At 66.8% G+C, this 23,536-nt stretch carries 21 protein-coding genes; 10 read left to right on the forward strand and 11 right to left on the reverse strand.

The window, feature by feature from the left end; all coding sequences use genetic code 11:
* Positions 1 to 50 precede the first annotated feature (50 nt).
* The 5 genes from MU449_RS13795 to MU449_RS13815 all read right to left on the reverse strand — a co-directional run bounded on the left by MU449_RS13795 (position 51) and on the right by MU449_RS13815 (position 6,749).
* A complete protein-coding gene (locus MU449_RS13795) occupies positions 51 to 1,577 on the reverse strand; it encodes a glutathione ABC transporter substrate-binding protein (RefSeq protein ID WP_244739180.1) in 1,527 nt (508 codons plus the stop codon).
* A gap of 31 nt (positions 1,578 to 1,608) precedes the next feature.
* A complete protein-coding gene (locus MU449_RS13800) occupies positions 1,609 to 3,474 on the reverse strand; it encodes a dipeptide ABC transporter ATP-binding protein (protein WP_244739183.1) in 1,866 nt (621 codons plus the stop codon).
* Positions 3,471 to 4,343: a MurR/RpiR family transcriptional regulator gene (locus MU449_RS15890; RefSeq protein ID WP_244739185.1), complete on the reverse strand. Its 873-nt coding sequence runs from the start codon at positions 4,341 to 4,343 to the stop codon at positions 3,471 to 3,473. Before MU449_RS15890 ends, MU449_RS13800 begins: the two co-directional genes overlap by 4 nt.
* Before the next feature lie 97 nt (positions 4,344 to 4,440).
* On the reverse strand, positions 4,441 to 5,487 hold the full coding sequence (locus MU449_RS13810) for a DmpA family aminopeptidase (protein ID WP_244739186.1): 1,047 nt from the start codon (positions 5,485 to 5,487) through the stop codon (positions 4,441 to 4,443).
* A gap of 5 nt (positions 5,488 to 5,492) precedes the next feature.
* The gene (locus MU449_RS13815) at positions 5,493 to 6,749 is read right to left on the reverse strand and encodes an MFS transporter (protein WP_244739187.1); all 1,257 of its coding nucleotides are present in this window, start codon (positions 6,747 to 6,749) and stop codon (positions 5,493 to 5,495) included.
* A 198-nt stretch (positions 6,750 to 6,947) separates the two neighbouring features.
* Here MU449_RS13815 and MU449_RS13820 point away from each other — a divergent pair, with 198 nt between their 5' ends.
* Both MU449_RS13820 and MU449_RS13825 read left to right on the forward strand, forming a co-directional pair.
* Entirely contained in the window at positions 6,948 to 7,649 is a 702-nt protein-coding gene (locus MU449_RS13820) for a FadR/GntR family transcriptional regulator (RefSeq protein WP_244739188.1), read from the forward strand.
* 45 nt (positions 7,650 to 7,694) lie between these two features.
* Positions 7,695 to 8,843 carry a mandelate racemase family protein gene (locus MU449_RS13825; RefSeq protein WP_244739189.1) on the forward strand — a complete coding sequence of 383 codons (1,149 nt, stop codon included), beginning with the start codon at positions 7,695 to 7,697 and terminating at the stop codon, positions 8,841 to 8,843.
* On the opposite strand, the gene MU449_RS13830 is transcribed toward MU449_RS13825, so the two are convergent.
* From MU449_RS13830 to MU449_RS13855, 6 genes are read right to left on the reverse strand one after another with little or no spacing between them, the layout of a single operon-like run.
* Positions 8,836 to 9,753, reverse strand: coding sequence for an alpha/beta hydrolase family protein (locus MU449_RS13830; RefSeq protein ID WP_244739190.1), 918 nt, complete (start codon positions 9,751 to 9,753; stop codon positions 8,836 to 8,838). The genes MU449_RS13825 and MU449_RS13830 overlap by 8 nt on opposite strands.
* Positions 9,737 to 10,492: an ABC transporter ATP-binding protein gene (locus MU449_RS13835; protein WP_244739191.1), complete on the reverse strand. Its 756-nt coding sequence runs from the start codon at positions 10,490 to 10,492 to the stop codon at positions 9,737 to 9,739. Before MU449_RS13835 ends, MU449_RS13830 begins: the two co-directional genes overlap by 17 nt.
* Complete coding sequence (locus MU449_RS13840; RefSeq protein WP_244739192.1) at positions 10,489 to 11,322, reverse strand: ABC transporter ATP-binding protein; 834 nt, start codon at positions 11,320 to 11,322, stop codon at positions 10,489 to 10,491. The genes MU449_RS13835 and MU449_RS13840 overlap by 4 nt, the downstream gene beginning before the upstream one ends.
* Before the next feature lies 1 nt (position 11,323).
* On the reverse strand, positions 11,324 to 12,184 hold the full coding sequence (locus tag MU449_RS13845) for an ABC transporter permease (RefSeq protein WP_425310711.1): 861 nt from the start codon (positions 12,182 to 12,184) through the stop codon (positions 11,324 to 11,326).
* Between the two features lie 32 nt (positions 12,185 to 12,216).
* Positions 12,217 to 13,236: an ABC transporter permease gene (locus MU449_RS13850; RefSeq protein ID WP_244739195.1), complete on the reverse strand. Its 1,020-nt coding sequence runs from the start codon at positions 13,234 to 13,236 to the stop codon at positions 12,217 to 12,219.
* A gap of 16 nt (positions 13,237 to 13,252) precedes the next feature.
* The gene (locus MU449_RS13855) at positions 13,253 to 14,854 is read right to left on the reverse strand and encodes an ABC transporter substrate-binding protein (protein WP_244739196.1); all 1,602 of its coding nucleotides are present in this window, start codon (positions 14,852 to 14,854) and stop codon (positions 13,253 to 13,255) included.
* 181 nt (positions 14,855 to 15,035) lie between these two features.
* Between MU449_RS13855 and MU449_RS13860 the strand changes: the two genes are divergently transcribed.
* The 8 genes from MU449_RS13860 to MU449_RS13895 all read left to right on the forward strand — a co-directional run bounded on the left by MU449_RS13860 (position 15,036) and on the right by MU449_RS13895 (position 23,402).
* On the forward strand, positions 15,036 to 16,106 hold the full coding sequence (locus tag MU449_RS13860) for a GSU2403 family nucleotidyltransferase fold protein (RefSeq protein WP_244739197.1): 1,071 nt from the start codon (positions 15,036 to 15,038) through the stop codon (positions 16,104 to 16,106).
* A gap of 67 nt (positions 16,107 to 16,173) precedes the next feature.
* Positions 16,174 to 16,851, forward strand: coding sequence for a GntR family transcriptional regulator (locus tag MU449_RS13865; protein WP_244739198.1), 678 nt, complete (start codon positions 16,174 to 16,176; stop codon positions 16,849 to 16,851).
* Between the two features lie 48 nt (positions 16,852 to 16,899).
* Entirely contained in the window at positions 16,900 to 17,868 is a 969-nt protein-coding gene (locus MU449_RS13870; RefSeq protein ID WP_244739407.1) for a TRAP transporter substrate-binding protein, read from the forward strand.
* 49 nt (positions 17,869 to 17,917) lie between these two features.
* On the forward strand, positions 17,918 to 18,418 hold the full coding sequence (locus tag MU449_RS13875) for a TRAP transporter small permease (RefSeq protein ID WP_244739199.1): 501 nt from the start codon (positions 17,918 to 17,920) through the stop codon (positions 18,416 to 18,418).
* Complete coding sequence (locus MU449_RS13880; RefSeq protein ID WP_244739200.1) at positions 18,418 to 19,695, forward strand: TRAP transporter large permease; 1,278 nt, start codon at positions 18,418 to 18,420, stop codon at positions 19,693 to 19,695. The genes MU449_RS13875 and MU449_RS13880 overlap by 1 nt, the downstream gene beginning before the upstream one ends.
* A gap of 8 nt (positions 19,696 to 19,703) precedes the next feature.
* Positions 19,704 to 20,750: an L-idonate 5-dehydrogenase gene (locus MU449_RS13885; RefSeq protein ID WP_244739201.1), complete on the forward strand. Its 1,047-nt coding sequence runs from the start codon at positions 19,704 to 19,706 to the stop codon at positions 20,748 to 20,750.
* Between the two features lie 25 nt (positions 20,751 to 20,775).
* Positions 20,776 to 21,990, forward strand: coding sequence for a mannonate dehydratase (gene uxuA / locus MU449_RS13890; protein ID WP_244739203.1), 1,215 nt, complete (start codon positions 20,776 to 20,778; stop codon positions 21,988 to 21,990).
* Entirely contained in the window at positions 21,987 to 23,402 is a 1,416-nt protein-coding gene (locus MU449_RS13895) for a mannitol dehydrogenase family protein (RefSeq protein WP_244739204.1), read from the forward strand. Before uxuA ends, MU449_RS13895 begins: the two co-directional genes overlap by 4 nt.
* The last annotated feature ends 134 nt before the right edge of the window (positions 23,403 to 23,536 follow it).

Genomic DNA, 23,536 nt, shown 5'->3' on the forward strand with positions numbered 1-23,536 from the left:
CCCGTGGGCGTGTCAAACGCGGGGGGACCATCGCCCCCCCGCAACTACGATCATTCGGTGAATGCCGCATCTTCCAGCAGGAAGCCGCGATCGGGCAGCATGTGCACGCCCGTGACATCGGCCGTCTGCGCCGCGATCAGGTCGGCCACACCGAGGAAGATCCACGGCGCGCCTTCCCAGGCCAGCTTCTGCGCCGTCTCATAGAAGCCTGCGCGTTCGTCGGGGTTCGCGGTGCCGATGGCGCCGGTGATCGCCGCATCCAGTTCCGGGTCGGAATAATAGGCGACGTTGAACATCGACGGGGGGGCGTTCTCGCTCAGCAGAAGCGGGCGGATGCCCCAATCCGCATCGCCGGTGGAGGAGGACCAGCCGCCGTAATACATCTGCACCTCGGCATCCTCGGCGGATTCGATGGACCAGATGCGTTGCGCGGCGACCCCTGCCTCCAGCGGGACGACCGTCACATCGACGTTGATCTGCGCCAGCTGCTGCTGGATGAACTGCACCGCGCGCAGCGATTCCGTGTTGGAGTTCGCCCAGATTTCGGTGCTGAAGCCGTCCTCGACCCCCGCCTCGGCCATCAGTTCCCGGGCGCGGTCCAGATCATAGGCGTATTCGCCCGCCGTGGTGTGGAACGCGAGGCCCGAGGGGATGATCGAATCCGCCGGGGTGCACAGGCCGCTGAACACCACCTGACAGAAGGCGTCCTTGTCGACGGCGTAGTTCAGCGCCTGACGCACCAGCTTGTTGTCCAGCGGCGCCTTGTTGTTGTTCAGCGCGACATAGAATTCGACGATGGACGGCGACACCTCGACCTTGAGGTTGGGGTTGTTTTCCACCACCTGCATCAGTTCGGGCGGGAAGTTCGGCACGAACTGCGCCTCGCCCGTCTGCAGCATCGCCATGCGCGCGCCCGATTCCGGGACCGAGCGGATGATGACGTGCTCGACCTTGGCCGGGCCCTTCCAGTAATCGTCGTTGCGCGTGACTTCCAGCGTGTCGGCGGACCAGTTCTCGAATTTGAACGCGCCGGTGCCGACCGGATGGCGGCCGATCTCGGGGCCGTATTCCTCCAGCGCGGCGGGCGAGATCATCATCGCGCCGGGATGCGCGAGCGAGGCGATCATCGCCCCGAACGGCGCGTCCAGCGTCAGCTTGACGGTCAGGTCGTCCACGACCGTGACGTCGTCGATCATCGACACCAGGCTGCGGCGCGACAGGTTGTTGTCGGGGTTGCGCAGACGATCAAGGTTGACCTTGACCGCGTCGGCGTTGAAGGCGGTGCCGTCGTGGAAGGTAACGCCGCTGCGCAGCTTGATCGTGAATTCGGTGGCGTCTTCGTTGCTGTCATAGCTTTCGGCCAGCAGCGGGACCAGGTTCATCTCTGGATCAAAGCCGAACAGACCCTGATAGATCAGCCGCAACGACGTCTGCGACAGGGTGTCGTTCACGTTGGTCGGATCCAGACCGGTCAGGTTGTTCTGGATCGCGACGGTCAGGTCGCGAGCCATGCCGGCGCCGGGCGCCAGCATCATCACCCCAAGGGCGGACGACATCAGAAGGGACTTGAACGTCATGTAATTCTCTCCGTTGGCTTGTTGTTTGTGGTTATTCGAAGGTCCCGACCGGATGGCGGGCCACGAAATGTCCGGGCGTCACCTCCACCAGCGGGGCGACGTGGGGGGGATCGCCCGCGCGGCGCATGGCGCTTGGCACCTCCCCCTCGATCAGGGGGCGCTGGCGGTCGCGCGCTTCGGGCGCGGCGACGGGCACGGCCGACAGAAGGCGACGGGTATAGGGGTGCTGCGGGTTCTCGAAGATCTGCCGCCGGGGGCCGATTTCCACGATCTGGCCCAGATACATGACGGCGACCCGGTGGCTGACGCGTTCGACCACCGCCATGTCGTGACTGATGAACACATAGGACAGGCCGCGCTTGCGTTGCAGGTCCATCAACAGGTTGATGACCTGCGCCTGGATGGACACGTCCAGCGCGGCCACCGCCTCATCCGTGATCAGGACGTCGGGTTCGCCCGCCAGCGCGCGGGCGATGCAGATGCGCTGGCGTTGCCCGCCCGAGAATTCGTAAGGGTAGCGTTGCGCATGTTCCGGTTGCAGCCCCACATCGCGCAGCAGTTCGGCCACGCGTTCGTCCACCGCCCGCCCCGAGGCGAGACCGTGGGTGATCAGCGGCTCGGCAATCGAAAAGCCGACCGTCAATCGGGGGTCGAGCGAGGCGAAGGGGTCCTGGAACACATACTGGATCTTGCGCCGCACGGCTTTGCGCTCTTTCGCGGGCAGGCGGAAGATGTCGCGCCCGTGGTAAAGGACGGAGCCGGACGTCGCCTCCTGCAACATCATCAGCGTGCGCCCCGTGGTGGATTTGCCGCAGCCGGATTCGCCCACCAAGGCCAACGTCTCGCCCTTATGCAGATCGAAATTCACATGCTCCACCGCATGGATCCGCCCCGTCACGCGCGACAGAAGGCCCCGGCGGATGTCGAAGCGGGTGACCAGATCGCGCACCTGAAGAACCGGGGCGGCATCGGTGACGGTGTCCTGCGCGGGATATTCCTGAAACCCCTCGGCCACGCGGTGATCGCCGCCGTCCTTCAGCAGCGGAAACGGGCGCGGCAGGTCCTGCCCGTTCAGCGCGCCAAGCCGTGGCACCGCCGCCAGAAGCGCGCGGGTATAGGGGTGGGCGGGGGCCGCGAAGATGTCCTGGACGCTGCCCTCCTCGACCTTTTCGCCGTGGCGCATGACCAGCACGCGGTCGGCCACTTCGGCCACCACGCCCATGTCATGGGTGATGAACAAAACCGCCATGCCCATTTCGTCCTGCAGGATGCGGATCAGGCGCAGGATCTGCGCCTGGATCGTCACGTCCAGCGCGGTCGTGGGTTCATCGGCGATCAGCAGGCGGGGTTTGCACGACAGGGCCATCGCGATCATCACCCGCTGGCGCATCCCGCCCGACAACTGGTGGGGATGCCGGTCGAGGATGCTTTTGGCATCCGGGATGCGCACCTTTTCCAACATGCGCAGCGCCTCGGCCCGCGCCTCGGCGGGGCTGCAATCCTGATGCAGGCGCACCGCCTCGGCGATCTGTTCGCCCACCGTGAACACGGGGTTGAGCGAGGTCATCGGCTCTTGGAAGATCATGGCGACATCGTTGCCGCGGATCGCCTCCATCTGCGGCAGGGGCACCTGCGTCAGGTCGCGCGCGGTGCCGTCGCGGCCGGTCAGTCGCACCGTGCCGCCGGTGATCCGCCCGCCGCCGAATTCCACCAGCCGCATGACCGACAGCGAACTGACGGATTTGCCCGACCCGGATTCCCCCACCACAGCCAGCGTCTCGCCCGCGCGGATGTGGAAGGACAGGTCCTTGACCGCGCGGAAAACGCCGTTTTCGCCACGGAATTCGACGTTCAGCCCTTCGACGCTGATCGTGGGATCCAAAGGTGCTGTCGTCATGTCGGGTCCTTGGGGCCAGCGGACGACGCATCGTCCGAATAAAGATAGGGGAACATCACCCGCGTCATCGCGGTCGCGTCCGAGGTGCTTTGGTAGCGTGCGGTCAGAAGGGCGGCGATCGCCTCGAAGAACGCGAACCCCGCAAGGGCGGAACTGTTCAGCACGGGATGGGCCGCCGGCAGCAGGATCGTGTCGCTGCACAGGGGCACGAGCGGGGATTGCGCGCTGTCGGTGATGCCGATGCAAGGCACGCCCGAGGCGCGGGCCAGCCGCACGAAGTCGATCGTGGCGATGGAATAGCGCGGCAGGGTCATGGCGATGATCAGATCGCGCGGCCCCATGCGCCCGATCAGCCGGGCCATGCGTTCATGCCCGCCCGTGCCGTCCAGCAACCGCGGGTTCTGCACGAAGCGTTCGGTCAGCCCGTGGAAATAGGTCATGCTGCGCGCGCTGCTGCCGAACCCCAGAAGGCCAACCTGGGTCGCGGCGGCCATGCGGTCGACCAGCATCTCGCATTGCGCGACCGGCAGGTCGGCCATGGCGTCGACATGGCTGCGGGCCGCCGCGAGGGAGGATGCGATGACCTCCGCGCTGGAGGCGTGCTGCGCCCGGTCCACATTGTCGATGGGGCGCAGCAGGTCCTGATACCGGCGGATGGCGATGGCCCGGAATTCGGCGTAATTGTTCAGGCCCAACTGGCGCACGAACCGCGTGATCGTGGGGGCGGAGACCGCCGCCGCCTCGGCCAGATCCTCGATCCCCATCGTCGCGACCAGAAACGGGTTGGCCAGGGCATACTCCCCGACGCGCTGCTGATTGGGCGTCAATGTCGCCCAATGCGCCTCGATAAGATCCCTGAGATCGGCCACTTGGTCCCCGCGTTGAAGATCGTTGCCGACTCAAACCACGCGCGGGGTGATTCGTGAAAGTATTATTTCACCGGACCGCATTCTTGGGTTTTTATTTTCACTGGTGCGGCGGCGACCGCCCATTTTTTGGGCTGTTGAGCCAATCCGACAGCAGCGGGCGAACCGCACCGTTCCAGCCCGTCACCGCCGTGGCCGCGCACAGCGCGTTCAGGACCGCCTCCTCCGTCGCTTCGCAGGCGGCGCGAAAGGCCAGATCGATCCGGGTGTCGGCCATGCGGTCCACCTGCCCCATATCCGCCGCGGGGCGATGGGGAATGCGGTTGTGGGTGGTGAAGCCCAGAACGATGTCGCCGCTGCCATTGCCATAGAACGCGCCCAGACGGGCCAGCCCCGCCCCGGCCCGCCGACAGATGCGCGCAAGCTGGCGCTGATCGACCGGAAGGTCCGTGGCCAGAACGACGATGACCGAGCCCTTCTCGGCCTCGGCCCGTCCCGCCGGATCGGGGCGGCGCCCGTCGGGCAGGATCAGATCGCCCGCCCGCCCGAAATTGGCCAGCACCAGCGCGCCCAGCAGGTGCGCCCCCCCGTCCAGATCGATCCGGCGCGAGGCGGTGCCGATCCCGCCCTTGAACCCGAAGGCCACCATCCCCGTCCCCGCCCCGACCGACCCTTCGGCCACCTGCGGGCCCGCCGCCGCCAGCGCGCGGCGGGCGTCGTCTTCCGTCACCGCCATCGCCTGGATGTCCGACAAGGTGCCGTCGTTGCATTCGCACACCACCGGATTGACGGTGGAGGTGCCGCGCCCGATGTCGGGGCTTTCCGCGATCGCGCGGCGGATCAGGGCGTTGGCGCAGGTGCCGACCCCGAAGGTGTTGGTCAGAAGGATCGGCGTTTCCAGACTGCCCAGTTCGGCCACCTGCACAAGGCCCGCGCTTTTGCCGAAACCGTTGATGACCTCCACCGCGGCGGTCAGCTTGTGTTCGAAAAGGTTGCCGGGGGCGGGCAGGATCGCGGTGACGCCGGTGTTCAACCCCCCGCCCTGGATCGTGGCATGGCCGACCTGCACGCCCGGAACGTCCGTCACGCTGTTGCGCGGCCCGGTGGGCAGATGGCCCGGAAGGGCGATGTGATCGCGAAGGCGCATAGGCGTCATTCCTTTCCCCGTCCGGCGCAGCCAAGCGCCACGGCCCCCAGAAGTCCCACCAGCGCGAACACGTAGAATCCCCACGGGTGCCCGATCCCCATCGACACCAGCGTCCCGCCGATCAGCGGCCCCGCGATCGCGCCCAACCGGCCGACCCCGGCAGCCATGCCGATGGCCGTCGCGCGAATGCCCGCCGGAAAGCGCGCGGCGGTGAAGGCATAGACCAGCACCTGCGCCGAAAACACGAAGCACCCCGTCAGGAACACGACCGGATAAAGAAGCGCCACCGGCATCTTCCACGACAAAAGCGCCAGAAGCACCGCCCCCGCCACGAACCACAGCGTCGCCGCCCGCCGCAGCCCGATCCGGTCGCCCACCTGCCCCGCGGCCAGAAGGCCCGTCACCGCCCCCGCGTTCAGCAGCAGCAACAGCCACAACCCGCGTTCCAACCCGTAATCGGCCGCCACCATCAACGCCGGCAGCCAGCTGTTGAGGGCATAGACCAAAAGCAGCCCCATGAACGACGTGACCCAGATCGCCAGCGTCGTGCGCAGGCGCGCGGGTTCGAACAGCGTCCTGATCGACGCGCGGGGCGCGCCCGTGTCCGGTGCGGCCAGCGCGATGCCATGGGCGCGGGCGACGGCCTCCGCCTCGGACCGCCGGCCCTGGGCCAGAAGATAGGCGGGGCTTTCGGCCAGATGCCGCATCATCAACGGCACCACGACCAGCCCCGGCAGCGCGCCGGCCCAGAACATCCCGCGCCACCCCGTCACCGGCAGCAGGATCAGCGCCAGCACCGCCGTCGCCACCGCGCCCACATGGTATCCGGTCATCACGCGCGTGGCCGCCCGGCCCGCCTGCCCGCGCGAAAACTCGGTCACCATCGCGATGGCGGTGGGCAGGCAGCCGCCCAGCCCGATCCCGGCCAGAAAGCGGAAGAACGACAGTTGCGCCGGGGTCTGCGCCAGACCGCACAGCGCCGTCAGGAGAGAGAAGGCGGCCACGGCCCAGATCAGCGCGCGGCGCCGCCCGATCCGGTCGGTCGCGATGCCGATTGACAGCGCGCCCACCATCATCCCCACAAGGCCGATGGTGGCGGCGAAGGTCGCCTCCGCCCCCGTCATGAACGGGGCGTCCCCGCCGGTCAGCGTGGGGATCAGCGCGCCCAGCACGACCAGATCGAACCCGTCAAGGATCACGGCGATCCAGCACAGGGTGACGACCCAGGCGGCCCGCCCCCGTTCCTGTGTTCCTGCGCTCAAGTCACCCTCCCCCCCGTGCGGTGCGATGTCGGACCCCGTCACGCGCGGCCAAGGTCCGGCGGGGGTCGTGCCGTCCTGCCCACCAATCCGGGGCCGATGCAAGGGTCAACATGCCCGCTTTCCCCCATTGGTGGCACGGATGTTTGCCTTGCCCCCCCGCGCGGTATATCGGTTGTAGGACAGATTGGGGGACCACGCATGAAAGACCGTCTTGCCACGCGGGTGGCCGACGCCCTGCGCAGCCAGATCACCGACGGCCATGTCAAACCGGGCGAACGTCTGCTGTCGGAAACGAAGCTGGCCGAACTGCATGGCGTCAGCCGGACGGTCATCCGCGAGGCCATCGCCACCCTGTCCTTCGAGGGGCTGGTGCAGTCGCGCAAGGGCGCGGGCATCTTCGCGCTGGAGGCGCAGACGGGCCCGTTCCTGAACCTCGACCCCGGCAAGGTGTCGTCGGTGATCGAACTTCTGGAACTGCGCCGCGCGGTGGAGGTGGAGAGTGCGGCCCTTGCCGCGCTGCGCCGTTCCCCCCAGCAGGAGGAACGGATCATCGCCGCGCACCGGGCCGTTCTGGACTGCCTGCAGACCGACGCGCCGACGCGGGACGCCGATTTCGACTTTCACCTCGCGATCGCGGAGGCGACGAACAATTCGCGCTTTGCCGAATTCCTCGTGCTGGTGCGCGTGGGCATCATCGCGCGCGGCGAATTGCAGACGGGGCGCGAGAACATCCGCCCCATGGATTACAACCGCCACCTGGCCGAGGAGCATGACGCGATCTGCCGCGCGGTTCTGGCCGGGGACGAGGCGGGCGCGCGTCAGGCGATGCAGGAGCATCTGAAGGGCAGCGTCGCGCGCTACCGTGCGCTTCTGCACCAAAACAGGTATACAGGTAATTGACACCTGTATGACAAGTTGGCACTCTCCCGGCAAAGGGAGACTGTCATGATCATTACCGACGTTCAGGTGCGCCATTTCCTGTCCACGACGCGCCGCCATTCCGACAGCGCGGGCCACGCCCATCCGGGCCCCCCGCATCAGGTAAAGACCTCCATCATCACCCTGCGGACGGAAGACGGGCATGAGGGGCATTCCTTCACCGTGCCGGAAATCGTGCGGCCCCATGTGATCGACAAGTTCGTCAAGAAGGTGCTGATCGGTCAGGATCACCGCGACCGCGAACGTCTGTGGCACGATCTGGCCCATTGGCAGCGCGGATCGGCGGCGCAGTTGACCGACCGGACGCTGGCCGCGGTGGACGTGGCGTTGTGGGATCTGGCGGGGCGGGCCATCGGGCAGCCGACCTACAAAATGATCGGCGCCTATCGCGACAAGATCCGCGCCTACGGCTCCATCATGTGCGGGGACGAGCTGGAGGGCGGTCTGGCCACGCCCGAGGATTACGGCCGGTTTGCCGAAAAGCTGGTCGCGCGGGGATACAAGGGCATCAAGCTGCACACCTGGATGCCGCCCGTGTCCTGGGCGCCGGATGTGAAGATGGACCTCAGGGCCTGCGCCGCCGTGCGCGAGGCGGTGGGGCCGGACATCCATCTGATGATCGACGCCTTCCACTGGTATTCCCGGGTGGATTCGCTGCAACTGGGGCGCGGACTGGAAAAACTGGGCTTCGACTGGATCGAGGAGCCGATGGACGAACAGTCCATGTCCTCCTACAAATGGCTGGCGGACAATCTGGACATTCCCGTGGTGGGCCCCGAAAGCGCGGCGGGCAAGCATTGGAACCGCGCCGAATGGGTCAAGCACGGGGCCTGCGACATCCTGCGCACCGGGGTGAACGACGTGGGCGGCATCACCCCCGCGCTGAAGACCATGCGCATGGCGGAAAGCTTCGGGATGGAATGCGAGGTGCATGGCAACACGGCGATGAACCTTGTGGTGACCGCCACGTCGAAGAACTGCCGCTGGTATGAGCGGGGTCTGCTGCACCCGTTCCTCGAATACGACGACGGGTTCGATTACCTGAAATCGCTGTCCGACCCGATGGATGCGGAGGGCTGGATCCATGTGCCCGACCGTCCGGGCATCGGCGAGGATATCGATTTCGACTTCATCGAGAACAATCGCGTCAACTGAGGCCCGCGCGGCGGAGGAAGGCGATCGCCTCCGCCTGCATCTGTGGCGGGCAGACATGCCCGCCCGGAAAGATCGCGGCATCCAGACCGCCGCCCCAGATGCGGCGCAGATCGTCGAACGCTGCCGCGGCCGCCGGACGGGGCAGGTGGCGATCCGCGGACCCCGATCGCAGGAACAGCGGCTTCGGGGCCCCTGCCCCCGCCAGATCGGGCAGGTCGGCCCGCGCCATCAGCGACGGATGCAGCATCCAGAACGCGCTTTGCCCCGCCGTGATCGGCGCGCCCGCGCGCAGCAGGTCGCGCCAGCGGGCCATCCACGAAAACCCGACCGCCGCCTGCACGACCGGCGTTGTGGCCAGGCACTGCCAGGCGCGAAATCCACCGAAGGAAAAGCCCCAGACGGCCAGACCGCGCGCGGCCTCGGGGCGGGTGGCGGCCCAGGTGGCGATGTCGCGATCCTCGCCCGCGACAAGACCGGCCAGACTGGTGCCAAGGCCGAACGCGGCGCAGGCCAGCGCCTGCTGATCGCCCGCCATCTGCCGACCGCCCCAGCCCACCGTGTCGAAACACATCACCGGATGCCCCGCCGCCAGCAGGCGCCGCGCGGGCGATCCGCCATAAAATCCCTGCGGATCGTCGGTGCATTTGCGCCAGCCGACATCGAACCGTCCGCCGTGATCGTGAAACATCAATACCGCGCAGCCCGTGGGGCGGGCGGGCGTCAGGATCACCCCCTCTGCCTGCTTGCCGCTGGCAAAGCGCAGGTGCTGGCCGGTCCAGCGGTCGACCGGATCGGGCGGCGGCAGGGCCGCATCCCACGCCCGGCGCAGATCGTCCGCCCCGTGATCCCGGGGCAGCGGCCGGTCCAGCCGCGCGCGCCAATCGTCGGGCCAGTCACATGGCCCGGTCATAGGCGATGGAGGCGTCGATCAATTCGCGCGCATAGGGGTCGCGCGCCCCCTCTCCCGGAACGCCGGTCAGGGCGCCGCGGCCCAGAACCTCCACCAGACGGCCCTTCTGCATGACGGCAAAGCGGTCGCACATGTGATCGACCACCGCCAGATCATGGCTGACCATGACATAGGTGAAGCCCCGCCGTTCGCGCAGATCGGCCAGCAGGTTCAGGATCTCGGCCTGAACCGAGACATCCAGCGCACTGGTCGGTTCGTCCAGCAGCAGCACGTCCGGTTCCAGGATCAGCGCCCGCGCGATAGCGACACGCTGCCGCTGCCCGCCCGAAAGCTGGTGCGGAAACCGGTCGAGGAAGGCCGTCGGCAGGCCCACCTCGGTCATCGCCCGTTCCATCCGGCCCTTGGTGTCGTCCAGCCCGTGGATGCGCAGGGGTTCGGCCAGCACGGTCCGCACCGACTGGCGCGGGTGGAGCGAGCCGTAGGGGTCCTGAAACACCATCTGCACCGTGCGGCAACGCTCGATCAGGGGCATGGCGCGCACGTCCTGCCCGCCGATGGTCGCCCGCCCGTCCCATGTCTTCATCAAAAGCGACAGGCAGCGCAGGATCGTGGACTTGCCCGATCCGCTTTCTCCCACCAGACCGAAGCATTCGCCCGCCGTCACGTCGAAACTGATGTCATGCAGGATCCGCGCGGAGCCCAGGGTGATCGACATGTCGCGAATGGAAATGGACTTCATGCCTGCGCCTCCGACCATTCGGGCCGGCGTTGCAGCACCGGCAGCGGACGGCGCGGGCCACCGATGCGCGGCTGTGCGGCCAAAAGCCCCTGGGTATAGGGATGTCGCGCCTGATCCAGCTCGCTCGCCTTCAGGCTTTCGACGATGCGGCCGGCATACATGATCAGCACGCGGTCGCAGAAGTTGCGGACAAGGTTCAGGTCGTGGCTGATGACGATCAGCCCGATGCCGCGATCCCGCACCAGCCCGTCGAGGATGGACAGGACCTGCATCCGCACGGTCACGTCCAGGGCGCTGGTCGGTTCGTCGGCGATGACCAGTTCGGGTTCGGTCAGCAGCATCATGGCGATCATGATCCGCTGGCCCATCCCGCCCGACACCTGATGCGGATAAAGGTCATAGACCCGTTCCACGTCGCGGATGGACACGGCGCGCAGCATCTCCAGCGCCCGTTCCCGCGCCGCGGCGACCGAACAGCGGACATGGACGCGCCACGCCTCGGCCACCTGATCGCCGACGCGGCGGATCGGGTTCAGGCTGAACTTCGGGTCCTGCAGGATCATGGAAATCCGCTTGCCGCGAATGTCCAGCATCCGGCGTTCGGGGGTGGCCAGCAGGTCCACGTCGCCGAACCGCATCCGGTCGGCGGTGATGTCGGCGGTGGGAAGCAGCTTCAGGATCGCGCGGCCCACGGTCGATTTGCCCGACCCGCTTTCGCCCACGATGCCCAGCCGTTCGCGGCCAAGTGTGAAGCTGGCGCCCCGCACGGCGGGCGTGCCGGCCCCGCGATAGGCGACGGTCAGGTTCTGGATGTCGAGGATCGTGTCCATGTCACCTCCGGTTCATCTGCTTGGGATCCAGCGCGTCGCGCAGCCCATCGCCGACAAGGTTGAATGCAAGGCTGACGCACAGGATCGCGATGCCCGGGAACGTCACCAGCCACCAGCTGTCGATCATGTAGCGCCGCCCCGTCGCGATCATCGCCCCCCATTCGGGCAGGGGCGGCTGCGCGCCAAGCCCGAGGAACCCCAGGCCCGCCGCCGTCAGGATCACCGTCGCCATGTTCAGCGTCAGCCGCACCATGACGGAGGGCAGGCACATGGGCACGATGGATTTCAAGATGATGCGCGCGTTCGACGCGCCCTGAAGGCGGGCGGCCGAGACGTAATCCTCGGCCCGGAAGGTCAGCGTTTCGGCCCGCGCCAGCCGGGCGATGGGCGGCCAGGAGGTCAGGGCGATGGCGATGATCGCGTTCGACAGGCTTGGCCCCAGGGCCGCGACGAAGGCCAGCGACAGGATCAGCGACGGAAAGGACAGGAAGATGTCGGTGACCCGCATCATCACCGTATCCACCGCGCCGCCGTAATATCCGGCGATGGTCCCGACGGCGAGGCCGATCGGCCCCACGACCACGGTGACCAGCGCGATGATCGTCAGTGTGATCCGCGTGCCGTGGACCAGACGGCTCCAGATGTCGCGGCCCAGTTCGTCGGTGCCGAACAGATGCCCGCCCCCCGGCGCGGCAAGCGTGTTGGTCAAATCCTGCGTATAAGGATCGTGCGTGGCCAGCCACGGCGCGAAGATCGCGCCGAAGATCAACAGGCCGATGACGATCAGCCCGAAGGCCGATGTCGGCTGGCGCATCAGGAACCGCAGGATGCGTGCCAGGGGGGCAAAGCCCGGAAGGGTCATGCTGTGGCCTTTCTTCAGGATGTCCGCAGGCATCAGCGCGTCCTCGGGTCGAAGACGCGATAGAGCACGTCGGACAGCAGATTCAGCGCGATGAAGATGACACCGACCAGAAGCACGCAGGTCATCACCGCGTTCATGTCGCCGATCATCAGGTTCGACGTCAGGTATTGGCCGAAACCCGGCCAGGAGAACACCGTCTCGATCAGCACGGCCCCTTCCAGAAGCGCGCCATAGGCCAGGGCGACGATGGTCACCAACTGGACACGGATGTTCAGGAAGGCGTGGCGCCAGATCGTCTGGCGGACCGACAGGCCCTTCACACGCGCGGTGGTGATGTATTCCTGGTTGATCTGGTCCAGCATGAAGCTGCGCGTCATCCGGGTGATATACGCGCTGGAGGAATAGCCCAGAAGCGAGGCGGGCAGGATCAGGTGGTTCAGCGCGCTTTGGAACACGTCCCATTCCCCGGCCAGCGCCGCGTCGATCAGGATGAAATTGGTGACGGGGGGCACGAGGCCGATGAAATAATCGCTCATCCGTCCGCCGCCCCCGACCCAGCCCAGCCAGGCATAGAAGATCAGGAGGGCGATCATGCCGGTCCAGAAGATCGGCATCGAATGCCCCGCAAGGCTGATCACGCGGATCACATGGTCCTGCCAGCGGTCCTTTTTCACCGCCGCGATGACGCCCAGCGGGATGCCGAGGCCCGCGCCGATGATGATGGCCAGCGTCGCCAGTTCCAGCGTGGCGGGCATCACGGTGATGATGTCGTCGATCACCGGCTGTCCGGTGCGGATGGAGGTTCCGAAATCCCCCGTCAGCACGTCGCGCAGATAGAGGAAGAACTGCACCACCAGCGGCCGGTCGAGACCAAGCTGCTGATAGACCTGCATATAGGTGTCGCGCGTGGCCTCTTCCCCCACGATCGCGCGGACGGGATCGGCGGGCATCATGCGACCGATGACGAAGGTCAGGACCAGAAGGCCCAGCAGGGTCACGGCGATCGTGCCCACCTGCCGCGCGATGGAACGGGTGCGTGTCCGGGTCAGCATCGGAACCTCTCCGACCTCAGCGGGTCTTGGTGACGGTGGACAGGTCGGTCGACCAGGACGGGTTCACCGTCAGCCCGGCCAGATCGTCGCGATAGGCGGTGGAGGTCACCACCTCCGAAAACGGGATGATCGGGCCCGCCTCCTCCTCATACCGATTCTGGATGTCGGCATAGAGGGCGATCCGTTCGTCCCGGTCGGTCGTGGCCGCCGCTGCGTCGATCATGCTGTTGATCTCCTCGTCGAAGAAGCCGGTGCGCCAGCCCTGGAAGTTGGTCAGCCGCGCCTCGTCCGAATTGTCGGGGTTGTAGATCAGCGCGCGCATGTTGCTGTCGGGATCGGGCAGCTGGCCGCCGCCGCCCCGGCCCACGATCATCTCGAAATTGCGTTCGCGCATCGCGCCATAGATCTGGTCGCCCGATCCGGTGATGACCTCGGCCCGGATGCCGCCTTGGGCCAGGGTGCCCTGAAGCGCCGTCGCAAGGTTCAGGAAGGGATCGTCCGACAGCGCGCGCAAAGTGACGTTCATGCCGTCCGCATACCCCGCCTCGGCCAGCAGGGCCTTTGCCTTTTCGGGATCGAGGGCATGGCCCGGATCGTCCAGAAGCCCCAGGAACCCGCCCGAGATGGGGCGTTGGTGTTCGGTGCCGTAAAAGGGCAGGATCGCCTCGTTCAGACCGTCATAATCGATGAGGTAGCGCATCGCCTCGCGCACCTTGGGATCCTGGAACCGCTCATCCTTCATCGACATGGCGAGGTAATAGAACCCGGCCGAGGGCACGGTCTGGATCTCGATCCCGTCGGTGTTTTCCAGCGCGCCCAGATCCGCGGGGGCCAGCTGGAACGCGATGTCGAGATCGCCGCGTTCCAGTTGCAGCCGCTGGCTTTGGGATTCGGGGATGTGGCGCCAGATGATGCGGCGCATCGCCGGCGCCTCGCCCCAGAAATTGTCGTTGCGAGTCAGAAGGACAAGGTTGTTCGACTGCCATTGCTGGATGTTGAACGCCGCCGATCCGGCCGAGTTCTGCGCCAGCCAGGCCCCACCCCAATCGTCGTTGCGCGCGTTCTCCTTCACCAGCTCCGAATCGAGGATCGAGCCGGGGCCGACGATCCCGAGGGTGGCGATGATGATCTCCGGGTTCACCTTCTGCGGCAGCGTGACCACCACCGTCCGGTCATCGGGGGCGGTGAAGGCCTCTGCCGCGCCTTCGGCGGTGAAGCCATAGGTTTTCAGGAACGAGGCCTGCGCAAGGTTCAGCGTCATGAGCCGCGTGAGCGACCAGACGACATCTTCGGCGCGCACGGGATTGCCCGACGCGAACGCCGCCTCGCGCAGGTGGAAGGTGATCGTCGTGCCATCCTCCGACACGTCCCAGCTTTCGGCCAGATCGGGCTGCACCTCGGCCCGGTCCACGGGATCGAGCTGAACCAGCCCGTCATAGACGTTGGCCAGCACCTGCACCGTTTCCTTGCCGGTGATGGCGGCGGGATCGAGCGTCAGGATGTTGGTCATGGAAAAGCCGATGACCAGTTGATCGTCGGGCGTTTCGGCAAAGACCGGCGTGGATGCCAGAATGACTGCGGCCACGGACAGGCGCAGACGTGTGCGGTGATTCATCATATCCTCCCAAGACTGCGACCCTGTCCCGCCCCTCACGGGATGTCCTACAGCTTCTTTTATTTGTCATACATCTGTCCGCACCTGTCAATCCCCTTGCCGCGCGGGCAGGACCGGCCCAAGACCTTTGGCGCAGCCCCTTGATATCGCAAGGTTTGGTGCCCATAATCGGATGACATTGCGAATGGGCACCAAAATGGCCGATTACAACGACTTGGACTCGCGCATCCTGCGGGACCGCATCGACCTCATCTCCGCCTATGACGAATGGCGGCGGGTGCGCGCGGCATCGGCGGACGCGTTGCAAGGCAGCATGGCCTATGAACGTCGGGGCGGCACGGAGTATCTCTATCGTCGGATCAAGAAGAAGGGGCACCGCATTTCCAGAAGCCTCGGCCCGCGGTCGGCAAAGACCGACGCCATCCAGGCCGCCTTCCAGTCCCAGAAGGCCGAGGCGGAGGCGCGTCTGACCGCCCTGACCCGCACGATGACCGATCTGGCGGGCGTGATGCGCGCCCTTGGCCATGTGCGTATGCCCGCGACTGCTGCGCGCATCCTGCGCAAACTGGACGAGGCGGCGGCCTCGGCCCGGTTCCGCGTGGTCGGCACCTATGCCCTTTACGCCTATGAGGCCCATGCCGGGGTGGTGATCCAGGGCCAGCATCTGCAGACCAACGACATGGACATTCTGGTCGATGACCGCGCGCCGCTTCAGATCGTGGTGGAGGGGGACATCGCGGGGCTGGAAACGGTGGTCCAGTCGGTGGATGACAGCTTTCGCCAAAGGGCGCGCGGGGATTACCGGCTGACCAACAAGGACAGTTTCATGGTGGAATTCATCCGCCCCGAACCGCATCCGATCTTCCGCCCCATGCCCGGCAAGGATACCGGGGTGGAGGGCGATGTGCGTCCGGCGATGATCGACGGTCTGGAATGGCTGGTGAACGCCCCCGCCCTGACGACGACGGTGATCGACCAGCGCGGATTTCCCGTTCGCATGACGGTGCCCGCCCCCGCCGTCTGGGCCGCGCACAAGCTCTGGGTTTCCTCTCGCGCCGACCGCGATCCGGCCAAGGCGTTGCGGGACCGGCGGCAGGTCGCCCTGATGCACGATCTGATCGAAGGGCGGATGCCGCAGGAACGGCTGGACCGGCTCCGCCATTCCGCCCTGCCCAAGGATGTGGCCGAGGCCTATCATGAGGCGATGGGGGGGCCGGACGCCGCCCCGCCGCCCGGGATCGCCCCCGACTGGTAAGGGGTGGCCCCAGATATCGGTTGACTGGTATGGTAGTATGGAGGACAGTGGGGGCAGGGAGATCGGAATGACCAGCACCGCACAGATCCTGCCGTTGCATGTCAGCGTGGCCGATCAGGTCCATGCCCGCCTTCGCGCGGCGATCATCGACAACGTCCTGTCCCCCGGAATGCGCATTTCCGAAGCCGAGGTCGCCCAGCGATACGGCACCAGCCGCCAACCGGTGCGCGAGGCGTTCATCAACCTGTCGAAGGAAGGGTTGCTGGAAATCCGGCCGCAACGCGGCAGTTTCGTGGCCAAGATTTCGTTGGCCGATGTGATGGACGCCCGTTTCGTGCGCGAAGCGGTGGAGGCAGATATCGTGAAGCTGCTGGCCGGATCCCCCGACCCCGCCGTGATCGCCGACCTGCGGCGTCAGGTGGACCAGCAAATGACCCTTGTCGGCGGATCGGCCCGCGATTTCATGGAGGCGGACGAGATTTTCCACCGCACCCTGGCCGAGGCCGCCGGCAAGGGCAAGGCGTGGGAGGTCGTGGTGGCGATGAAGGCGCAGATGGACCGCGTGCGTTTTCTGTCCAGCATGCATTTCCCGGTGGACCGTCTGATCGACCAGCACCGCGACGTGGTGGACGGCATCGCCAGCGGCGACCCCATCCGCGCCGACCGCGTCCTGCGCCGGCACCTGCAGGGCATCCTGAGCGATCTGCCCGTGATCAAGCAGGAGCGGCCCGAGTATTTCTTGTAACGCCGGTTCGCCGGCACCCCACTGTCCTTGGAGGAGGAGACGATGACCATGGGAACGTTCACGAAAATGGCGGCGGCCTTCACGGTTGCCGCCCTGATGGGTGGCACCGCCATGGCGCAGGAGGTCACGCTGAAGCTGGGCCACCTCGCCAATGAGGAGAACATCTGGCACAAGGCCTCGCTCAAGTTCGCCGAGGAGGTGGCGACGCTGACCGAAGGCCGCATCGCGGTGGAGGTGTATCCGAACGAGACGCTGGGCAAGGAGATCGACCTGATCAACGGGATGCAGCTTGGCACCGCCGACATGACGATCACGGGCGAAAGCCTGCAGAACTGGGCCCCCAAGGCCGCCCTTCTGGCCCTGCCCTATGCCTACCGCTCGCTGGAGCATATGGACGAGGTCGCCTCGGGCGAGATCGGGCAGGAGATCGAGGCCGAGATCATCGAGAACGCCCAGGTCCGCCCGCTCACCTATTTCGCGCGGGGGCCGCGCAACCTGTCGGCCAACCGCGAGATCACGTCGCCCGATCAGTTGAACGGGTTCAAGCTGCGCGTGCCCAACGTGCCGCTGTTCGTGGCCGCATGGCAGGCGATGGGTGCCAACCCGACGCCGATGGCGTTTTCCGAAGTCTTCACCTCGTTGCAGAACGGCACGATCGAGGGGCAGGAGAACCCGCTGGCCCTGTTCCGCTCGGGCGGCTTCTATGAGGTGCAGAAGGTCATCAACAAGACCGAGCATGTGCGCTCGTGGATCTATCTCGCGATTTCCGAACGCAGCTGGGGCAAGCTGTCGGAAGACGATCAGGCCGCGTTGATGGAGGCCGCCGCGCGCACCCAGACGTTCGAGCGGGAGCTGTTCCTGGCCGATGAGGCCGCGCTGGTGGCCGATCTGGAAGGGCGCGGCGTGACCTTCGTCGATGTCGATCAGGAGGCGTTCGCCGCCGCCGCACGCGATGCGGTTCTGAACGCGGTCGATCCCGCCATTCGCCCCCTGGCCGAACAGATCTTCAACAACTGATGACGGTGCTGTCCGCCGCCCCGTCGGCGGACAGCGATCGGAGGACCTCATGGAAAAAGCCGTCAAAGGGCTGGAAGGGCTGTGCCGCTTCCTGATCTTCGCCGCCTTCATGGTGCTGATGGGGGCCGTGCTGGTGCAGGTGTTCGCGCGCACGTTCCTCAGCACCGCCCCGGTCTGGACGGAGGAGCTGACGCGCTTCTGCCTGATCTATATCGGCGCGCTTGGCGCGGGTCTGGCGCTGCGCAGCGGCGACATGGTGAACGTGGACCTTTTGTGCGAAAGCCTGCCGGGGCGCGGGCCGTGGATCCTGCGCCTTTTGTGCGCGGGGCTGACCGTCGCCTTCGCCGCGATCCTTTTGTCGGCGGCGTGGGATTACACCATGATCGGCACGCGGCAGACCGCGCCGTCGCTGGGGTGGCGGATGACCTGGATCCACGCCACGATGCTGGTTCTTCTGGTCACCCTGATCCTGTGGGGCGCCCTGCGCGCCTTCGAGATGCTGACCGGCCGTCACGATGGCCGCCCGATCCCGAATTCGGAGGAAACCTGATGGGTCTCGCCCTGCTTCTTGGCATCTTCGTTCTGGGCCTGGCCATCGGCGTGCCGGTCGCCGTGACCCTTGGCCTGTCCTCGATGGCCTATCTTCTGTTTGCCGACATCCCCTTGGTGGTCATTCCCCAGAAGATGTATGCGGGCATGGACAGCTTCGTGCTCTTGTGCATTCCGGGCTTCATCCTGGCCGGGAACCTGATGAACTCGGGCGGCATCACCGAACGGATCATCCGCTTTGCCAACGCCCTTGTGGGGTGGATGCGCGGCGGTCTGGCGCAGGCCAACATCGCGGCCTCCATGCTGTTTGGCGGGATTTCGGGCACGGCGGTGGCCGATGTCGCCTCGGTCGGGGGGATGATGATCCCCGGCATGAAGAAGGTCGGCTACCCCGCGCCGTTTTCGGCGGCGGTGACGGCGGCCTCCTCCACCGTGGGGCCGATGATCCCGCCCAGCGTGCCGATGATCATCGTGGGGTCGCTGTCGGGCCTGTCGGTGGGCAAGCTGTTTCTGGCGGGTGCGATCCCCGGTCTGGTGATGGGGGCCGCGATGATGGTCACCACCTATGTCATCGCCCGCAAGCGCAGCTTCCCGCGCGAGGCATGGAAGGGCGTGGGCGAGCTGTTCCGGTCCTTCACCGGGGCGGTCTGGGCCATCGCCATGACCGTGCTGATCGTCGGCGGGTTGCTGATCGGGGTCACCACCCCCACCGAAACCGCCGTCGTGGCCTGTCTTTACGCCGCGATCGTGGGGCTTTTCGTCTATCGCGAACTGCCGGTGGCGCGCATCCCCAAGATCATCATCGACAGCGCCATCAGCTCGGCCGGGATTCTGGTGCTGGTGGGGACGGCCAACGTCTTCGGCTGGATCCTGGTGGCCGAACGCATTCCGCAGATGATGGCCGACGGCGTGCTGTCGGTCACCCAGAACAAGATCGCGGTGATCCTGCTGATCAACGTGTTGCTGTTGTTCGTGGGCATGTTCATGGAAACCATCGCCGCGCTGATCATCCTGTTCGTGCCGTTGCAGGCGCTGGCGCTCGCGGTGGGGATCGACCCGATCCATTTCGCCTGCTTTGCCGTGTTGAACCTGATGATCGGGCTGACCACGCCGCCGGTGGGCGTATGCCTGTTCGTGGCCTCCAACATCGCGCGGCTGCCGCTGTCACCGGTGATCCGCGCGATCACCCCCTATATCATCACCAACATCATCGTCCTCCTGATGGTCAGCTTCATCCCGGCGCTGTCCACCTGGTTGCCCAACACCTTGATGCCCTGAGGGTCCCCATGTCCGAAAACCGTGTCGTCTGCCTGCATGGACAGGATGATCTGCGCCTTGAAACCCGCCCCGCGGATGCGCCCGGCCCGAACGAGGTGCGCGTGGCCGTTCTTGCGGGCGGCATCTGCGGGTCCGATCTGCATTACTGGCTGGAAGGGGGGATCGGCACCATCCGCGTGCGTGAACCGATCATTCTGGGGCATGAGGCGGCGGGCCGCGTCGATGCCCTTGGGGACGGTGTCACGGGGCTGGCGGTGGGGCAGCTGGTGGCGCTGAACCCGTCGCAGCCATGCGGGGTCTGCACCTTCTGCCGGCAGGGTCTGCCGCGCCACTGCTCTGCGATGAAGTTCAAGGGATCGGCCATGTATCTGCCGCATCAGCAGGGCATGTTCCGCGACCGGATGGTGATCGGCGCGGATCAATGCCTGCCCGTGCCGGACGGGATCGCGCCGGGGGCCGCGGCCTGCGCCGAACCGCTGGCCGTCTGCCTGCACGCGGCCAATCGGGGCGGCGACCTGACGGGCAAGACGGTGCTGGTCACCGGCGCCGGTCCCATCGGCGCGCTGTGCGTGGCCGTGGCCCGCCACCGCGGCGCGGCGGAAATCATCGTGACGGACATTCAGGACGCGACCCTGGCCGTGGCCCGCCGGATGGGCGCGGATCACGCGATCAACACCGCCACACAGCCGGGCGCCCTGGCCCCGTGGCAGGCCGACAAGGGCCGCGTCGATCTGGTGTTCGAATGTTCGGCGGCGGCGGCGGCGATTCAGGATGCGGTCACCTGCCTGCGCCCCCTTGGCACGCTGGTGCAAGTGGGCGTGGCGGGGCCGACGCCGATGCCCCTGAACGTGATGGTCGGCAAGGAGATCACGTTCCTTGGATCGCAACGCTTCGACGTGGAATTCGCCGAAGCCGTGGATCTGATCGGATCGGGGGCGATCGACCCCCGCCCGATGATCACCGCCACCTTTCCGGCCGACAAGGCCCATGCGGCCTTCGCGACCGCCCGCGACCGGACGACCTCGGTCAAGGTCCAACTTTCCTTTGGCGCCTGACGCCCCGATACGACGGAACCCTATCATGAGACAAACCTGGCGCTGGTTCGGACCCAAAGACCTCGTGTCCATCGACGATATGCTGCAGGCGGGCGTCGAAGGCGTGGTCACCGCCCTTCACCACATGCCCACGGGTGCCGTATGGCAGCCGGCGGACATCGCGCAACGGCAAGCGGAACTGGCGGTGATGAAGGACGGCACGCCCTCGGGCCTTGCATGGGAGGTGGTCGAAAGCCTGCCCGTGTCCGAGGACATCAAGCGCCAGACGGGCGACTGGAAGCAGCATATCGAGAACTGGAAGACCTCCATGCGCCATCTGCGCGCGGCGGGGATCGAGGTCATCTGCTACAACTTCATGCCCATCCTGGACTGGACACGCACCGATCTGGCCTTCCGGCTGGCCAACGGCGCGACCTGCATGCGGTATGACGCGGTGGATTTCGCGGCCTTCGATCTGTTCTTGTTGCAACGCGACGGGGTGGAGCGGGATTATTCCCCCGAGGTGACCGAAGCCGCCCGCGCCCGGTTCGCCACCATGTCCGACGCGCGCCGGAACGAGCTGTGCGGCAACGTCGTCTTCGGCCTGCCCGGATCGGCCGAGCGGATGTCGATGGACGACGTGAAGAGCCACCTTGCCCGCTATGACAACATTCCCGCCGACCTTCTGCGCCGCCACCTGCTCGATTTCCTGGCGGAGGTGGCCCCCCTTGCGCAAGAGATCGGGATGCGTCTGTGCTGCCACCCCGACGACCCCCCCTTCCCTCTTCTGGGCCTGCCCCGCATCATGTCGACCGAGGCCGATTACAAGGCCGTCATGGACGCGGTGGACCTTTCTTCCAACGGCATCACGCTGTGCACCGGATCGCTTGGCGCGCGGGCGGATAACGATCTGCCGGGCATGATGCGCCGTCTGGGGGATCGCGTGCATTTCCTGCACCTGCGCAACGTCACGCTGGAGGATCGCACCTTGGGCGGATCCTTCCACGAGGCCGCGCATCTGGAGGGCAACACCGACATGGTGGCGATGATCGCCGCCATTCTGGCCGAACAGGACCGCCGCCGGGCCGCCGGGCGCGCCGATTGGCAGATCCCGATGCGCCCCGACCATGGGCAGGACATTCTGGACGACCAGACCCGCAAGGCGCAGCCGGGCTATCCCGCGATCGGGCGGCTGAAGGGCTTGGCGGAACTGCGCGGCATCATGACCGCGCTGGCCCATCCGGGCGTGTCCGCGCGATGACCCGCCTGTCGGCACGGGCCCCCGCACCGCTCGGCTATGCTCCCGAAGATCACGGGGTGGGCATCGTGCATCTGGGCTTGGGCAATTTCGCCCGCGCCCATATTCTCGCCTATACCGACGAGGCGCTGGCGGCGGCGGGGGGCGACTGGCGGGTGACGGGCGTGTCGCTGCGCGGCACGGCGGTGGCCGACACGCTGGCCCCGCAGGACGGACGCTATACCCTGCTCACCCGGGGGGCCGAGACGACGGGGCGGGTCATCGGGGCCTTGGCGGATGTGATCGCGGGGCCGGATGCGGGCGCGCGCGCCCTGGCGGCGATGGCCGCGCCGGGCTGCCGGATCGTCAGCATCACCGTCACCGAAAAGGGCTATGGCATCACCAGCGACGGCGCGCTGAACCGCGACCATCCGGCGGTGGCGGCGGATCTTGCGCATCCCGACGCGCCCCGGGGGGTGATCGGCCTGATCGTCGCCGCCCTGCGCCAGCGGCGGGCCGAAGGGTCGGGGCCGTTCACCGTGCTCAGCTGCGACAACCTTTCGCATAACGGGGCGAAGCTGCGCGCCGCCGTGCTGGACTTCGCGGCCCCCGATGCCGATCTGGCAGGCTGGATCGCCGAACGAGTCACCTTCCCGTCCACCATGGTGGACCGGATCACCCCCGCATCGACCCCCGACACGATCGCGGCGGCGCGGGATCTGACGGGGTTCGACGACGCGGCGGCAGTGGAGACGGAGCCCTTCCGCCAATGGGTGATCGAGGATGACTTCTGCGCCGGACGCCCCGCATGGGACCGCACGGATGTCCTGTTCGTGCCCGATGTCGCCCCGTATGAGCAGATGAAGCTGCGGATGCTGAACGGCGCGCATTCCATGATGGCCTATAGCGGGCAGCTGTCGGGAAAGACCTTCACCCGCGACGTGATGGCCGATCCCGCCCATGCGGCGCTGGTGCGGCGCCATCTGGCCGCGGCGGCGGCGACGGTGCGGGGGCTGGACATTGATCTGGACGCTTATGCCGCGGCGTTGATGGACCGGTTCGCCAACCCCGCGATCGCCCATGCCACGGCGCAGATCGCCATGGACGGCACGCAGAAGATGCCGCCGCGCATCACCGCCCCGGCGCTGGAGGCGCTGGCCGAAGGACGTGGCCTCCGGCCCTTCACCTTCGCCCTCGCCGCCTGGCTGGCCTATGTGATGCGGGCGGCGCAGGTGGACGACCCGATGGCGGCGCGGATGGCCGAGCTGCGGCGGCGGGCGACCACGGCGGCGGAGGTCATCGCCGGCATGGCCGCGCTCTGCCCCGACATCCTGCCCCCGGCCCTGACGACGGGCCCCGCGGGGCGGGACCTGTGCGATATCCTGGATCTGATCCTGCGGGACGGCATGGCGGCGGCCATGGCGCGCGAGGCCTGAACGCGCCCCTTGCGGGCCGATTTTCGGCCTGCGAGGGGGAAAACGCGGCCACCGGGACACGGTTGCGTGAAAAATGGCTTGCCCGAATCCGGAAACTCGTCCACTGAATTACGCAACAAGTCAGATATAACGAG

Origin of the sequence: Falsirhodobacter halotolerans (assembly GCF_022899245.1) — a bacterium.
Taxonomy (GTDB): Bacteria; Pseudomonadota; Alphaproteobacteria; order Rhodobacterales; family Rhodobacteraceae; genus Falsirhodobacter; species Falsirhodobacter halotolerans.